This window comes from Kitasatospora sp. NPDC087314 (assembly GCF_044744365.1).
Taxonomy (GTDB): domain Bacteria; phylum Actinomycetota; class Actinomycetes; order Streptomycetales; family Streptomycetaceae; genus Kitasatospora.
On sequence record NZ_JBIUYE010000010.1, the window covers coordinates 285,396 to 301,061 of the forward strand.

General features: G+C 72.7%; 12 protein-coding genes. 3 read left to right on the forward strand and 9 right to left on the reverse strand.

The window, feature by feature from the left end; translation table 11 throughout:
* Positions 1-22: 22 nt before the first annotated feature.
* On the reverse strand, positions 23-397 hold the full coding sequence (locus tag ACIO5E_RS23210) for a transglycosylase SLT domain-containing protein (protein WP_400670857.1): 375 nt from the start codon (positions 395-397) through the stop codon (positions 23-25).
* A gap of 983 nt (positions 398-1,380) precedes the next feature.
* A complete protein-coding gene (locus ACIO5E_RS23215) occupies positions 1,381-1,644 on the reverse strand; it encodes a hypothetical protein (protein WP_400670859.1) in 264 nt (87 codons plus the stop codon).
* A 123-nt stretch (positions 1,645-1,767) separates the two neighbouring features.
* On the opposite strand from ACIO5E_RS23215, the gene ACIO5E_RS23220 reads away from it, so the two are divergent.
* From ACIO5E_RS23220 to sph, 3 genes are all read left to right on the forward strand, one after another.
* Positions 1,768-2,598, forward strand: a complete 831-nt coding sequence (locus tag ACIO5E_RS23220) for a helix-turn-helix domain-containing protein (protein WP_400670861.1) — start codon at positions 1,768-1,770, stop codon at positions 2,596-2,598.
* On the forward strand, positions 2,595-2,807 hold the full coding sequence (locus ACIO5E_RS23225) for a DUF397 domain-containing protein (protein ID WP_400670863.1): 213 nt from the start codon (positions 2,595-2,597) through the stop codon (positions 2,805-2,807). The genes ACIO5E_RS23220 and ACIO5E_RS23225 overlap by 4 nt, the downstream gene beginning before the upstream one ends.
* Before the next feature lie 188 nt (positions 2,808-2,995).
* A complete protein-coding gene (gene sph, locus ACIO5E_RS23230) occupies positions 2,996-3,982 on the forward strand; it encodes a sphingomyelin phosphodiesterase (protein WP_400670865.1) in 987 nt (328 codons plus the stop codon).
* A gap of 7 nt (positions 3,983-3,989) precedes the next feature.
* Here the strand turns inward: sph and ACIO5E_RS23235 are convergent, their stop codons facing one another.
* The 7 genes from ACIO5E_RS23235 to ACIO5E_RS23265 form a co-directional block, all read right to left on the reverse strand.
* Positions 3,990-6,455: a SpoIIE family protein phosphatase gene (locus ACIO5E_RS23235; RefSeq protein ID WP_400670866.1), complete on the reverse strand. Its 2,466-nt coding sequence runs from the start codon at positions 6,453-6,455 to the stop codon at positions 3,990-3,992.
* Between the two features lie 148 nt (positions 6,456-6,603).
* Positions 6,604-7,224: a TetR/AcrR family transcriptional regulator gene (locus ACIO5E_RS23240; protein ID WP_400670868.1), complete on the reverse strand. Its 621-nt coding sequence runs from the start codon at positions 7,222-7,224 to the stop codon at positions 6,604-6,606.
* Between the two features lie 125 nt (positions 7,225-7,349).
* Complete coding sequence (locus ACIO5E_RS23245) at positions 7,350-8,963, reverse strand: 4-coumarate--CoA ligase family protein (protein WP_400670870.1); 1,614 nt, start codon at positions 8,961-8,963, stop codon at positions 7,350-7,352.
* 208 nt (positions 8,964-9,171) lie between these two features.
* Positions 9,172-10,344, reverse strand: a complete 1,173-nt coding sequence (locus ACIO5E_RS23250; RefSeq protein WP_400670873.1) for an acyl-CoA dehydrogenase family protein — start codon at positions 10,342-10,344, stop codon at positions 9,172-9,174.
* 15 nt (positions 10,345-10,359) lie between these two features.
* On the reverse strand, positions 10,360-12,297 hold the full coding sequence (locus ACIO5E_RS23255; RefSeq protein ID WP_400670875.1) for an acetyl/propionyl/methylcrotonyl-CoA carboxylase subunit alpha: 1,938 nt from the start codon (positions 12,295-12,297) through the stop codon (positions 10,360-10,362).
* A 23-nt stretch (positions 12,298-12,320) separates the two neighbouring features.
* Entirely contained in the window at positions 12,321-13,919 is a 1,599-nt protein-coding gene (locus tag ACIO5E_RS23260) for an acyl-CoA carboxylase subunit beta (protein WP_400670877.1), read from the reverse strand.
* Positions 13,916-15,640 carry an acyclic terpene utilization AtuA family protein gene (locus ACIO5E_RS23265; protein ID WP_400670879.1) on the reverse strand — a complete coding sequence of 575 codons (1,725 nt, stop codon included), beginning with the start codon at positions 15,638-15,640 and terminating at the stop codon, positions 13,916-13,918. The genes ACIO5E_RS23260 and ACIO5E_RS23265 overlap by 4 nt, the downstream gene beginning before the upstream one ends.
* Positions 15,641-15,666: the final 26 nt, after the last annotated feature.

Sequence of the window (15,666 nt, forward strand, 5' to 3'; positions counted from 1 at the left end):
ACGACGAAGTCCCGCTGGACTCCTAGTACCAGTGGTGGGTCTGCCAGAAGGCCCAGGCGGCGTTCGGGCTGCCGTAGCGGGTGTTCATGTAGTCCAGTGCCCACTTGATCTGGGTGGTCGGGTTGGTCTTCCAGTCCGCGCCCGCCGAGGCCATCTTGGAGGCCGGCAGAGCCTGGCCCAGTCCGTAGGAGCCCGAGCTCGGGTTGGTCGCGGTCACGCTCCAGCCCGACTCGTGGGAGACGATCTGGCTGAACGAGGCGAGCTGGTCCGCCGGCACGATCTGAGCGGCGATGGCCTGCGGGGAGGCGTCCGCGGCCGAGGCGACGGCGGGGACCACGGCGGCACCCAGGGCGGTCAGACCGGCGGCACCGGCCAGAACAGCGGCGGAAGTACGCATACGAAGCTTGAAAGTGGGCATGTAGAGCAGGACCTCAATCGGGTTGAGCCGGGTCGCACCCCGTTCAGACCATGGCCGGACAGGGGCCGAATTGGTCACAGGGCGGGACTTGGCAGTGAGCCGCATCCGGCGGGACAGGAGCCGGTGTGGCTTGATGCAGCAATTGTTGCCAGGTGAGGCCGGTCGCCGACAAGACCCCCTTGTTACGATCCGCCGTCGTACTTTCCGGGTGGCGACGTTGATTCGCAGGGCGGTCTGCGCGGCTGACCAACGCGCTGAGCTGCACAGATGTCACGATCGGGAGTAGCGGGCGGCGCCGGGAGCGGCCACTATCGCCCGTCGTGGACCTTTTTCAGTGTGAGTGGGCTCACTGTTTATGTCATTGTTTGTCCGATTTGTCGGTTACTGAAAGAAATGCCGTCACCGCCCTGAGTGCAGACGATCTCGCTGGACAGAGACCCGCGTCACACTCGAATGCGTGAACCGCACACGCCGCTGACCGCACAAGAGGGCGCCGCCCCCGGGGCAGGGTTCCGACCAGGGGAGACAAGGACTCCGCCGACCGGTGAGTGAGGCGGCCGCTCCCCGCCGGAGCGGCGATTCCGGCGGGGAGCGGTGCGGCTCGACGAGGGTCTGGCACCAACGCGCCCTCGGAGCCAACCGGCAGGGGGAAGGAGAGGCCCCGCCGGCGCCCGTTCGCCACCACCACGATGACGAACAGGCGTTGAATCCCGCCGCCACAGGGGGAATGAGCACTCACTGTGGCGGCGGGGGCTTGTCAGTCCGGTCCGCGGTTCGGCCACAGGCCGGAGGCGAGGTCACCCTCCCAGCCTTCCCGACAGCGGCGCGGCAGCCGTTGACCGCGACGGTCAATTCGTCACCCACCTCGGACACGTTCGGTCCCGTCGTCCGCGCCATGGCGGCAAAGCCCCCGGCCGCCAACGAGCTGACGTGCAGCCCGGCGAGCAGCATCTCCCCCGAGGTCACTCCGACCCCGGAAACATCAGCCGGCGCTGCGAGTTGCTCCCGGTGCCCGGCGCGATCTCCCTGGGGTCGCACTGCCGTAGCTGATCGGGTCTGGTCGTCCACTCCCTCCCCCCGCCGAGCGGCCGCAGGAAGGCCGCCCCGCAGAGGATTTCCATGAAGACCCCCTCCCTCGACTTGCCGTCGGCATCGCGGTGCTTCAGGTCCTGCACGACCTCGTTGGGGACGAGGTCGGGCAGCACGGATTTCGGGTCTTCGGACATGGGGGTCTCCGTAGCGCTTCGCACTTGGCGTGTCACTTGGTGTAGCCATGGTGGCGCGACAGCCCCTACGATCGGAAGGGTCTTACCTTTGACAGCAATGCCGTGTGAAGGAGCCGAAGGATCATGGCTGAAGCCGAGGTTGACGCCCAAGCATCACCGCAGGTGCGCTTTGGTCAGGAACTTCGCAGGTCACGACGGGCAAAGCGCTGGTCGCAGGCCACAACTGCCAAGCGCCTGGGGTATTCAGGCGCGCACATCTCATATGTCGAGAACGGGAAGCGTTCCCCAACACGGCCATTGGCTGTTAAGGCCGATGAGGTGTTCGAGTCAGGCCAACGGTTCTACGAGTTGTGGCGGCGATTCAGCCGCGCAGCGCTCCTTGAGGGCTTCGCCGAGTTCGCCGACGCTGAGGCACGATGCCGTCAGCTGCGGACGGTCGGGCTGATCCTCGTTCCCGGCCTGTTTCAAACCCCTGCATACGCAAAGGCGCTGGCGCAGGCAGCCGTCAGGCGCGGCACGATCACCCCCGCTGAGGCCGATGAACGCACCGACTATCTGTCCTTGCGTCAGGAGATCCTCACCCAGAAGACTCCCCCGATGTTTCACGCAGTGCTCGAAGAGGGCGTTCTCCTCCGCCCCGTCGGCGGGCCGCAGGTCATGGCCGAACAGCTCCATCACCTTGAGGAGCTGGCCCAGCGCCCGAACATCACCATGCAGGTTGCACCGTTTGCCATGGGAGAGAACCTGTCCTTCACGCTGCCGGTGGTCCTGTTGAACCTCCCTGACCACACGGTCGTGGGGTATGCGGAATCGACCGCGAGAGGCCACCTTGAGCGGTCTCGCACAACGGTTGCAGCATGGGAGAGGGACTACGATCAGATGCTGGTGGAAGCGCTGCCGCAGGCCGCATCCCAGGAGATGATCCGCAGGGCCCGAAAGGAATTCCAATCATGACCGACCGTGTAGACCTGTCCGGCGCTTCCTGGATCAAGTCCTCCCACTCCAACAACGGCGGTGACTGCGTAGAGGTCACCGCCGGCTTCCCGGGTGTACTGCCCGTCCGTGACTCCAAGGACCCCGAGGGTCCTGCCCTCGTCTTCCCCGCCGACGCCTGGTCGTCGTTCGTCGCCGCCGTCCGGGCCGGCGAGTTCGGCGAGGTCTGACGCGCACAACTCGCCCGGGCCCCACTACCCGCAGCGGGTAGTGGGGCCCGCGTGTTTCGGCCGGTGACAGTGTTTCAGCCGCGTTCACCGCATGCTCGTGCGCGGTCTTGTGCGCCGTGCGGGCGGCGACGTTGGATGTACACCATCCACTGACCGCCGCGTTCACGTCATACCCTCACGGAGCCCCAATGCCGCTGTCGTCCCTCCGCAAGGCCGCTGCCGCCTGCGCTGCCGCCGCCGTGCTCGGCACGCTCGCCACCGCCCCGGCAACGGCCGCCCCGGCCGAGACCGCCCCGGTCACCGCGCCCGCGCTGGACGTCCTCACCTACAACGTGTTCCTGATGAGCACGTCCCTCTACCCGAACTGGGGCCAGGCCCACCGCGCCCAGGCGATCGCCGCGGCGGACTTCTTCCAGGGCCACGACGTGGTCGTCCTGGAGGAGGCCTTCGACAACGCGACCTCCGACGCCCTGACCGCCAAGGCCTCGGCCGCGTACCCCTTCCACACACCGGTGGTCGGCCGTTCCACCAGCGGCTGGGACGCCACCTCCGGCAGCTACAGCTCGGCCACCCCCGAGGACGGCGGGGTGACGCTGCTCAGCAAGTGGCCGATCCTGCGCAAGGAGCAGTACGTCTTCAAGGACGCCTGCGGCTCCGACTGGTGGTCGAACAAGGGCTTCGTCTACGCCGTGCTGGACGTGAACGGCCTGCGCACCCATGTGGTCGGCACCCACCTGCAGTCCACCGACTCGGGCTGCTCCAGCGGCCAGCCGGCCGCCGTCCGGGCCAAGCAGCTCACCGCCATGCGCGACTTCCTGGACGCCAAGCGGATCCCGGCGAACGAGCCGATCGTGCTCGCCGGCGACCTCAACATCGACTCGCGCGGCTCCGAGTACCAGGCCCTGCTCGACAACGCCAACCTGGCCCCGGCCTCCGCCCGCACCGGCTGGCCGTACTCCTTCGACACGGCCGACAACTCCGTCGCCGCCTACCGCTACCCGGGCGAGCCCAAGGAGGACTTGGACTACGTGCTCTACCGCGCCGACCACGCCCGCCCGCAGCAGTACACCAACCAGGTCCTGCGCACGCACAGCGCGCCGTGGACGGTGAACAGCTGGGGCAAGAGCTACACCTACACCGACCTCTCCGACCACTACCCGCTCGTCGCGCGCTGACGGTCCGCTAGCTTGCCCCGAAGGGCAGCTCCAGCTCGGCCCAGACCACCTTGCCGTCCCTGGTCAGCCGGCTGCCCCAGCGCTGGGCCAGCTCGCTGACCAGGAACATGCCGCGCCCGCCCTCGTCCTGTTCGGCGAAGGGGCGCAGCTGCGGGGTCGGCCCGCCGGCGTCGGCGACCTCCAGGGTGAGCACCCGGTCGCGGAACAGCCGCAGCCGCCGCGGCGCCTCGGCGTGCAGCAGGGCGTTCGTGACCAGCTCGCTGACCAGCAGTTCGGCGTAGTCGGCGAGGGCGGACAGGCCCCAGGCGTCCAGGGTGGCGCGGGTGAAGCGGCGGGCCTTGCCGGGCAGGCGGCCGCCGCCGGTGAGCGGGAGGGTGGCGACCCGGTCGGCGGGCAGCGGCAGCACCCTGGCCATGATCATCGCGATGTCGTCGTCGGTGCCGTCGGTGACCAGCGCCCGGAGGACGGCGTCGCAGCTCTCCTCCAGGGTCCGGCCCGGCCCGGAGAGGGTGCGGGCCAGCACGTCGATGCCCTCGTCGAGGTCGCGGCCGCGCCGCTCGACCAGCCCGTCGGTGTAGAGGGTGACCATGCCGCCCTCGGGGAGGGTGAACTCGATCGACTCGAAGGCCACCCCGCCGACGCCCAGCGGTACGCCGGGCGGCACCTCGATCCTGCTGGCGGTGCCGTCGGGGGTGACCCAGACCGGCGGCAGGTGGCCGGCCGCGGCGATCTGGACGGTGCGCTCCAGCGGGTCGTAGACCGCGCATATGCAGGTGGCGAACTGGCCCTCGCCGATACCCGACGCGGTCTCGTCCAGCCGGGTGAGGACCTGCTCGGGCGGCAGGTCGAGCGTGGCGAGCGTCCGGGCGACGGTGCGCAGCTGGCCCATCGTGGCGGCGGCCCGGATGCCGTGGCCCATCACGTCGCCGACCACCAGGGCGACCCGGCCGCAGGACAGCGGGACGACGTCGAACCAGTCGCCGCCGACCTCGCTGACCACGCTGCTGGGCAGGTAGCGGTAGGCGATCTCCAGGCCCAGGGTGCGGTGGATCTCCTGCGGCAGCAGGCTGCGCTGCAGGGTGAGCGCGGTCTCCCGCTCGCGCCGGTAGAGCCGGGCGTTGTCGATGGCCAGCGCGGTGCGGGCGACCAGTTCCTCGGCGAGCGCCACGTCGGCGTCGCTGAACGGCTCGGGGTTGCGCATGCGGATGAACTCGGAACCGCCGAGCACCATGCCCCGGGCGGTGAGCGGCACCATCAGGTACGAGTGGATGCCCGCCGCGATGCCGGGGGCGACCCGGTCCTCGCTGGCGACCAGGCCGCGCAGCACCTCGGCGTCCACGTGGGAGCGCAGCAGGGGGCGGCCGCTGCGCAGGCACTGGGTGTAGCTGCGGTCGGGCGCGTACTCGGAGGCCTCGCCGACGGTGTCCACGGCGTGCGCGAGACCCGACTCGTAGGACTCGCCGACGGCGACGGCACGCAGGGTGATCGTCCGGTCGGCGGGGATCGCGGCGGGCTCCGCGCCGCGCAGCACCGGCTCCAGCAGGTCGACGGTGGCGAAGTCGGCGAACCGGGGGACGACGGCCTCGATCAGCTCCTCGGCGGTGCGCTGGAGGTCGAGGGTGGTGCCGATCCGGGCGGTGGCCTCGGCGATGGTGGCGAGCCGTTCCTGGGCGCGGGCCGCGCGGGCCTCGGCCTGGAAGCGCTCGGTGACGTCGATGATCGACGAACAGACCCCGAAGACCTGGCCGGTGGAGTCCTCCAGCCGGAAGTAGGACGCGGACCAGGCGCGGTCGTGTTTCGGGTCGCCGGGCACCCGGCCGTGCGAGCGGGCGTCCACCACGGGCTTGCCGGTCTTGAGCACCTGTCTCATGATCTGCTCGATCTCGACGCTGTTGATGCCGGGCAGCACCACCGAGATCCGGCGGCCGAGGTGGCCGGCGATCGTGACGCCGTTCATCCGGGCCAGCGCCTCGTTGAGCCGGACGAAGCGCAGCTCGGTGTCGTAGACGGCCATGCCGATCGGCGAGCGGCCGAAGACGCCGTCCAGGACCGCGAGGTCGGCCTCGATCGCGTGCAGGGCACGGATGTCGGAGCCGGTGGCGAGCAGCAGCAGGGTGCCGGCGGGGCCGGCGATCGGGTAGGTGCGGCACTCCAGCTCGACCCGGTGGCCGTCGCGGTGGCGGACCGGGAAGACGCCGGACCAGCCGGTGCCGGCCATGATCTCGTCGAGCAGGGCCAGCACCTCGGGGCGGTCGGAGCCGTCGGCCAGCAGCTGGGCGGCGTAACTGCCGACGGCCTCCTCGGCGGAGTAGCCGAGCAGCGCCTCGGCGTCCTCGCTCCAGTGCAGGATCAGGCCGTCGTCCTGGAGCAGGGCCGTCGCGAGCGGGACGATCCGATGGCCTTCGGGGCGTACGGGAGCGCCGCCAGGTACGGTGCCGGCGGCGTCGGTCGCGTCCCACTCGTGTCCGTGCATGATCAGGCAGCACCCCGGTTCGGCTCGTGCCCGGCCGGGTGGGACTCGCGGTCCGTGTCGGCCGGGGTTCTTCTCCAGACTGCACGGACATCGGCCGCCCGGCGACCCCTTGGTCCGGGGCCGTCCGGTCGCTCCGGTTGTACGGGCGTCATGGGCGTACCGGCCGCAGCGTACTCTCCAGAACGCCGGTCCACTGCCGGATCACCCCGGATCGTCGGACGCTGTCGTCGGTGAGCAGGTTGGCCAGGCCGAGCCCGCGGGCGAGGTCGAGGGTGGCCTGCACGGATTCGCGTACGCCCGGCCGGGTCTCGTCGGCGTCCAGGAACTCGACGGCGGCCCGGTGGGCCTCGCGGCCGACGTGCCCTTCCAGGGCGATGATCCGCTCGCGCAGCGGCTCCTCGGTGGCGGCGGCCGTCCACAGGTGCAGCGCGGCGCGGAACAGCGGGCCGGTGTAGAGGCGGACGATCATGTCCACGACGGCCCGGGTGCGGTCGGGGCCGGCGGCCGGCAGTTCGTCCGCGTGGGCGCGGACGGCTGCCAGCCGCTCGGCGGTGACGTGCTCGACGGCCGCGGTGAACAGGTCCTCGCGGGTCGGGAAGTGGTGCTGGGCGGCGCCACGGGAGACCCCGGCGCGTCCGGCGACCACGGTGACGGTGGAGCCGTGCCAGCCGAGCTCGGCCAGGCAGTCCACGGCCGCCGCGAGCAGCCGGGCCCGGGTCGCGCGGCTGCGGTCCTGCTGGGGAGTGCGGGCGGCGGGGTGGCTGGTCATGGCTGGCGGCGGTTCCTGTTCCGGTGAGGGCTCGGCGGGCCGGTCCGGCCCGGTGGGCCCGTCCTTCTCGGCGGGTCGATCTTCACAGACGGGCGCCGGTCTTCGGCCGCCGGGGCCCCGGCCGGTCAGCGGGCGGCCTCGGACGCGGCGGCGTGGCGCTCGGCCTCGCGGGCGCGCAGCTCACGGCGGAGGATCTTGCCGGCCGCGGACTTGGGGACGGCGTCGACGAACTCGACCGAGCGGACCTTCTTGTACGGGGCCACCTGCCCGGCCACGTACGCGGTGACCTCCTCCGCGCTCAGGCCGCTGCCCGGGACCCGGACCACGAACGCCTTGGGACACTCGGTGCCGTCGGCGTCCGGGACGCCGATCACGGCGGCGTCGGCGATCTGCGGATGGCCGAGCAGCACGGCCTCCAGTTCGGCGGGGGCCACCTGGTAGCCCTTGTACTTGATCAGCTCCTTCACCCGGTCGACGATGTACAGGTAGCCGCGGTCGTCGACGAAGCCGACGTCGCCGGTGTGCAGCCAGCCGTCGGCGTCGATCATGGCGGCGGTGTCGGAGGGGCGGCCGAAGTAGCCCTTCATCACCTGCGGGCCGCGGATCAGCAGCTCGCCCCGCTCGCCGGGCCCGAGGTCGTCGCCGGCGCCGTCCAGGGCGGTGACCCGCAGCTCGGTCGAGGCGATCATCCGGCCCACCGACCCGGGTGAGGGGTCGCGCTCCAGCGGGGAGACCACGTGGGAGACCGGGGAGAGCTCGGTCATGCCGTAGCCCTGGAGCAGGTGCGGCAGACCCAGGCGGCGGGCGCAGGCGGCGGCGAGCTCCGGGTCCAGCGGGGCGGCGGCGCACAGCAGGTACTCGACGGAGGAGAGGTCGAAGCGCTCCACGACCGGGTGCTTGGCGAGGGCGAGCGCGATCGGCGGGGCGACCACCAGCGCCTGCACCCGCTGCTCCTCGATGGTGCGGCAGAACTGCTCCAGGTCGAAGCGGGGCAGCACCACCACGGTGGCGCCGCAGCGCAGCGGCTGGTTGAGCAGCGCGGCCAGGCCGTAGATGTGGAAGAACGGCAGGACGGCGAGCACCCGCTCGCCCTCGGCGGGCCGGTAGACGGAGTCGACCTGGGCGAGGTTGGTGGCGATCGAGCGGTGGGTGAGCATCACGCCCTTGGGCAGGCCGGTGGTGCCGCTGGAGTAGGGCAGCACCGCGATGTCCTCGCCGGGGTCGACGGCGACCTCGGGGGCGGGGGCGGTGGCGGCCAGCAGGTCGGCGAGCGAGCGGTGGCCCTCGGCGCCGTCCAGGACGAGGATCTCGGCCAGCTGGCGGCCCTGCTCGGCGAGCAGGTCGGCGGCCTTGCGGGCGGTCGGCAGGAACGGGGAGACGGTCACCAGCCAGCGGGCGCCGCTGTCGCCGAGCTGGCCGGCCAGTTCGGCGGGCGTGGCCAGCGAGGACACCGTGGTCACGGTGGCGCCGGCCCGGGTGGCGCCGTAGAACGCCATCGGGTAGCCGATCGTGTTGGGGCTGAACAGGGCCAGTACGTCGCCGTGGCGCACCCCGGCCTCGGCCAGCCCGGCGGCGACCCGCTCGACGGCGGCGGCGAGCCGCGCGTAGCTCACGCACTCCCCGCTGACGCCGTCGATCAGGGCCGGCCGGTCGCCGTGGCGCGCGGCGCCGCCGAGCACCGCGTCATGGATCGGCAGATCGACCACGGGGACGTCGGGAAACTCGCTCCGGAACACCAAGTTGTGCCTCCACAAAGGTAGTTGACGCATGAACGGGACCGATGGCGGGTCGACCGAGGGTGTGAACAGGAGCATACGGACCGCAAAGTCCACCACTGCAAAGTTCGCCGAGATATCCCTCTGGTGACCCACCCGGAGCCCGTCCGGCACTCCCCGATGGGACAGGACCTTCGGCCGGACAGGTCTTAGACCGACCGGCCGGTCGGTCTTAGTACGACTTCGGCAGGCCGAGGGTGTGCTGGGCGACGTAGTTGAGCACCATCTCGCGGCTGACCGGGGCGACCCGGCCGACCCGGGTGGCGGCCAGCAGTGCGCCCAGCCCGTACTCCTGGGTGAGGCCGTTGCCGCCGAGGGTCTGCACCGCCTGGTCGACCGTCCGGGCGGCGGCCTCGCCGGCCGCGTACTTGGCCATGTTGGCGGCCTCCCCGGCGGCCACGTCCTCCCCCGCGTCGTAGAGCAGGCCGGCCTTCTGGGTCATCAGCCGGGCCAGCTCGATCTCCACCGCGCACTGGGCCAGCGGGTGGGCCAGTCCCTGGTGGGCGCCGATCGGGGTGGACCAGACGGTACGGGTCTTCGCGTACTCGACGGCCTTGCCGAGCGCCTGGCGGGCCAGGCCCAGGGAGAAGGCCGCGGTCAGGACCCGCTCGGGGTTGAGGCCGGCGAACAGTTGGAGCAGGCCGGCGTTCTCGTCGCCGACCAGGGCCTCGGCGGGCAGCCGGACGTCGTCCAGGAAGACCTGGAACTGCTTCTCGGGGGCGACGAGTTCCATCGGGATCGCGCGGTACTCGAAGCCGGGGGTGTCGCGCGGGACGACGAACAGGCAGGGCTTGAGCCGACCGGTGCGAGCGTCCTCGGTACGAGCGACGAACAGCACGGCGTCGGAGTGGTCGATGCCGGAGACGAAGACCTTGCGGCCGGTCAGCAGCCAGTCCTCGCCGTCGCGGCGGGCGACGGTGGAGATCCGGTGCGCGTTGGAGCCGGCGTCCGGTTCGGTGATGCCGAAGGCCATCTTGCGGCTGCCATCGGCCAGTCCGGGCAGCCAGCGCCGCTTCTGCTCCTCGGTACCGTAGCGGGCGATCACGGTGCCGCAGATCGCCGGGGAGACGATGAGCAGCAGCAACGGGCAGCCGGCCGTGCCCAACTCCTCCAGCACGATGGCCAGATCGGTGATGCCGCCGCCTCCGCCGCCGTACTCGGCGGGCAGGTTCACCCCGAGGTAGCCGGCCTTGCCGGCGTCCGCCCACAGTTCGTCGGCGGGCTCACCGGCCCGGGCCTTGGCGAGGTAGTAGGCCGAGCCGTAGCGGCGGCCGAGGTCGCCGACGGCCTGGCGCAGGGCCCGGCGTTCGGGGGTTTCCATGAGCTGACTGCCGATGGTGGACATGCTGGTCCTTCCGGGTCAGGCTGTGGCGGGTTGCACGACGGCGAGCAGGGTGCCGAGTTCGACCTGTCGGCCGGGGACGGCGCGCAGTTCGACCAGGACGCCGTCGGCGGGGGCGGTGACGCGGTGCTCCATCTTCATCGCCTCCAGGACGAGCAGCGGCTGTCCGGCGGTGACGGTGTCGCCGACGGCGGCGGTGGTGCGAACGACGGTGCCGGGCATCGGGGCGAGCAGCGCGCCGGGGTCGATCCGGGTGGCGGGGTCGGGGAAGCGTGGCAGGGCGGTGAGCGCGATGCCGCCGTTCGGGGTGTCGACGTACACCCGGTCGCCGTAGCGCGCGACGCGGTGGCCGCGCCGGACGGCGCCCTCGCGCAGCGTGACCTGCCCGGGTGCGGCGTCGACGAGTTCCGCGCCCGGGTGGCCGTCGGCCAGCAGGCCGTCGCGGGTGAGGCGGTAGCGGACCTCCACCTCGGTGCCGTCGTCGGCCCGGTAGCGCTTGGACTGCGGCTGGGAGGGCAGGTTGCGCCAGCCGGAGGGCAGGGCGCCGTGCGGCGCGGTGCGGCGGGCGGCGGCGTCGGCGAGGGCGGCGACCAGGGCGGCGCGCGCGGTCTCCTTGCCGTCCGGGGCGGTGAGGTCGGCCGCGTGCTCGGCCAGGAAGCCGGTGTGCAGGTGTTCGGCCAGGAAGGCCGGGTGCCGCAGCGCGCGGACCAGCAACTCCCGGTTGGTGGCCGGGCCGTGGATCCGGGCGCGGGCGAGCGCGTCGGCCAGGCGGCGGGCGGCGGCGGCGCGGGTCGGCGCCCAGGCGATCACCTTGGCGAGCATCGCGTCGTAGTGCGCGCCGATCTCGCCACCGGCCGCCACACCGGCGTCCAGCCGGACGCCCTGGCCGGTGAACTCCTGGTGCGGCACGGTGAGTTCGAGGTGGTGCAGGGTGCCGGTGGCGGGCTGCCAGCCCTTGGCCGGATCCTCGGCGTACAGTCTGGCCTCGATCGCGCAGCCGGTGCTCGGCGGCGGGACCGGCCCGGGCAGCCGCTCCCCCTCGGCGACGGCGAGTTGGAGCGCCACCAGGTCCAGTCCGGTGACCGCCTCGGTGACCGGGTGCTCGACCTGGAGACGGGTGTTCATCTCCAGGAAGAAGAAGCGGCCGTCCGCGGCGAGCATGAACTCCGCGGTGCCGGCGCCGGTGTAGCCGATCGCCCGGGCGGCGCTGACGGCCGCCGCGTGCAGGGCGGCGCGCACCGCGTCGGGCAGGCCTGGGGCCGGGGCCTCCTCGATCACCTTCTGGTGGCGCCGCTGCAACGAGCAGTCCCGGTCGCCGACCGCCCAGACCGTGCCGTGCGCGTCCGCCAGCAGCTGGACCTCGACGTGCCGCCCGGTGGGCAGGTAGCGCTCGCAGAACACCTCGTCCGAGCCGAAGGCCTTCGCCGCCTCGGCGCGGGCCGCGGCCAGTTCGGCGGGCAGCTCGGCCAGCGTGCGCACCACGCGCATGCCGCGGCCCCCGCCGCCGGCCGCGGCCTTGACCAGCACCGGCAGGTCGGCCTCGGCGGGCTCGGCGAGGGCGGCCAGGACGGGCACCCCGGCCTCGGCCATCAGCCGCTTGGCCGCCGTCTTGGAGCCCATCGCGGCGATCGCGGCCGGCGGCGGGCCGACCCAGACCAGCCCGGCGTCCAGCACGGCCTGCGCGAACTCGGCGTTCTCGGACAGGAATCCGTACCCGGGGTGGACGGCGTCCGCCCCCGCCTCCAGCGCGGCGCGGACGATCAGGTCGGCGCGCAGGTAGGTGTCGGCGGGCGTGGCGCCGGGCAGCCGGACGGCCGCGTCGGCCTCGTGGACGTGCGGGGCGTCGGCGTCCGGATCGGAGTGGACGGCGGTGGTCGCGATGCCCAGCGCGCGGCAGGTGCGGAAGACCCGGCGGGCGATCTCGCCCCGGTTGGCGACCAGCAGGTTGGTGATCATGTCTCTTCCCTCACAGCTCGGGCTCACATCCGGAAGACGCCGTAGCCGCGCGCGCCCTCGACCGGCGCGTTGTGGATCGCGGACAGGCAGAGGCCGAGCACCGTACGGGTGTCGCGCGGGTCGATCACGCCGTCGTCGTACAGCCGCCCGGACAGGAAGACCGGCAGCGACTCGGCCTCGATCTGCTGCTCGACCATGGCGCGGATCGCCGCGTCCGCGTCCTCGTCGTACGGCTGCCCCTTGGCGGCGGCCGACTGGCGGGCGACGATCGAGAGCACCCCGGCGAGCTGCTGCGGGCCCATCACCGCGGACTTGGCGCTCGGCCAGGCGAACAGGAAGCGCGGCTCGTACGCCCGCCCGCACATGCCGTAGTGGCCGGCGCCGTAGGAGGCGCCGAGCAGCACGGAGAGGTGCGGCACCCGGGAGTTCGCGACGGCGTTGATCATCATCGCGCCGTGCTTGATGATGCCGCCCTGTTCGTAGTCCTTGCCGACCATGTAGCCGGTGGTGTTGTGCAGGAACAGCAGCGGGACGTCCCGCTGGTTCGCCAACTGGATGAACTGGGCGGCCTTCTGGGACTCCGCGCTGAACAGCACGCCCTGCGCGTTGGCCAGGACGCCGACCGGGTAGCCGTGCAGCCGGGCCCAGCCGGTGACCAGGCTGGCGCCGTAGAGCGGCTTGAACTCGTCGAAGTCGGAGCCGTCGACGATCCGGGCGATCACCTCGCGCGGGTCGAAGGGCACCTTGAGGTCGCCCGGGACGATGCCCAGCAGCTCCTCCTCGGCGTACTTCGGCGGCTCGGCGAGCCGGTCCGGAGAGGGGCCGGGCTTGCGGTGGTCCAGCCGGGCCACGATGCGCCGGGCCAGGCGCAGCGCGTCCGCCTCGTCGGCCGCGAAGTGGTCGGCCAGGCCGGAGGTGCGGGCGTGCATCTCGGCGCCGCCCAGCGACTCGTCGTCGGCCTCCTCGCCGGTGGCCATCTTGACCAGCGGCGGGCCGCCGAGGAACACCTTGGCCCGCTCCCTGACCAGCACGGTGTGGTCCGACATGCCGGGGACGTAGGCGCCGCCGGCCGTGGAGTTGCCGAACACCACGGCCACGGTGGGGATTCCGGCGGCGGAGAGCCGGGTGAGGTCGCGGAAGAGCGCGCCGCCGGGGATGAAGATCTCCTTCTGGCTGGGCAGGTCGGCGCCGCCGGACTCCACCAGGTTCACCACCGGGAGGCGGTTGTCGAACGCGATCTCGTTGGCGCGTAGGGCCTTGCGCAGGGTCCACGGGTTGCTGGCGCCGCCGCGCACCGTCGGGTCGTTGGCGGTGATCACGCACTCCACGCCCTCGATCACCCCGATGCCGGTGACCAGCGCCGCGCCCACCGGGTAGTCGCTGCCCCAGGCGGCCAGCGGGGAGAGCTCCAGGAACGGCGAGTCCGGGTCGACCAGCAGCTCGATCCGCTCGCGCGGCAGCAGCTTGCCGCGGGCGCGGTGACGGTCCACGTACTTCGGACCGCCACCGGCCAGGGCCTTGGCGTGCTCGGCGTCCAGCTCGGCGAGCTTGCCGAGCATCGCGGCCCGGTACTCGGCGTACTCGGGCCCGACCGGGTCGACGCGGGTGGGCAGCACGGTCACAGCAGGGCCTCCGGGATGTCGAGGTGGCGGGAGCGCAGCCACTCCCCGAGGGCCTTGGCCTGCGGGTCGAAGCGGTGCTGGGCGGCGACGCCCTCGCCGAGCAGGCCGGTGAGGGTGAAGTTGACCGCGCGCAGATTCGGGAGGAGGTGCCGGGTGATCGGCAACTCGGCTGTTTCGGGCAGGAGTTCGCGCAGCTTGTCGACGGTGAGGGTGTGCGCGAGCCAGTGCCAGCCGGCCTCGGTGCGGGCCCAGACGCCGAGGTTGGCGTCGCCGCCCTTGTCGCCGCTGCGGGCGCCGGCCACCAGGCCGAGCGGGGCGCGGCGCAGCGGCCCGGCCGGGGCTTCGCCCGGGAGGTCCGGCTCCGCGTCCGCCTGCTCCTCGGCCTGGGCGGGTCGGGCGGTCACCGGCGCCGGCGGGACGGCGATCCGGCGGCCGTCCGGCAGTACGGCGGTGTGCTCGACGGCTTTGGCGTCGACGTACGCGGCGGTGAACACCCCGTACGGCGTGCCGGGGCCGGGCGGGGCGGTGAGGTGGAAGCCCGGGTAGCCGGCCAGGCCCAGCCCCACGGCGGCCTTGCCCAGTTCGCGACCGACCTTGGCCGGGTCCGGGTCGCGGGCGGTCAGCCGGAGCAGCGCTGAGGCGGCCTCCTCGGTCGCGGCGTCCGGGTGGTCGGTCCGGGCGAGCGTCCAGCGCAGTTCGGCGGGCCGGGCGGCGGGCGGCAGGGCGTCGGCGAACTGCCGTTGCACCAGGGCGGCCTTGGCCTCGATGTCCAGGCCGGTGAGGACGAACACCACCTCGTTGCGGTGGCCGCCGAGCCGGTTCAGACCCACCTTCAGCGTGGGCGGCGGCGCCTCGCCGCGCACCCCGTCGATCCGGACCCGGTCCGGGCCCTGCTCGGTGAGCCGCACCGAGTCCAGCCGGGCGGTGACGTCCGGGCCGAGGTAGCGCGCTCCGCCCGTCTCGTACAGGAGTTGGGCGGTGACGGTACCGGTGGTGACGGCGCCGCCGGTGCCCGGGTGCTTGGTGATCACGCTGGATCCGTCGGCGTGCAGTTCGGCGATCGGGAAGCCGGGGCGGGTGACGTCGTGCTCGCGGAAGAACGCGTAGTTCCCGCCGGTCGCCTGGGCGCCGCACTCCAGGACGTGCCCGGCGACCACCGCCCCGGCGAGGGCGTCGAGGTCCGCCGCCGTCCAGCCGAAGTGGGCGATCGCCGGCCCGGCCACCAGCGCCGCGTCGGTGACCCGCCCGGTGACCACCACCTCGGCGCCCGCGTCCAGGCAGGCCGCGACACCGAAGCCGCCGAGGTAGGCATGGGCGGCCAACAGCCCCTCGGGCAGGTCGAGTTCGGCGCCGCGCGGCAGCAGGTCGTCACCCTCGACGTGGGCCACGGCCACCGTGAGGCCCTGGCGCTGCGCCAGGTTCCGCAGCTCGGCGGCGAGTCGGGCCGGGTTCAGCCCGCCCGCGTTCACCACGATCCGCACCCCGCGCTCCTGGGCCAGGCCGAGACACTCCTCCATCTGCCGCAGGAACGTCCGGGCGTACCCGAGCGACGGGTCCCTGAGCCGGTCCCGGGCCAGGATGAGCATCGTCAGCTCCGCCAGGTAGTCCCCGGTGAGCACGTCCAGCGGCCCGCCGGTGAGCATCTCCCGCACCGCCGCGAAGCGGTCCCCGTAGAAGCCCGAGGCGTTGCCGATCCGCAGTACCGCACGTTCGCGCGCCAAGGCGCCTCCCCTGCCGGTGAGTTGGC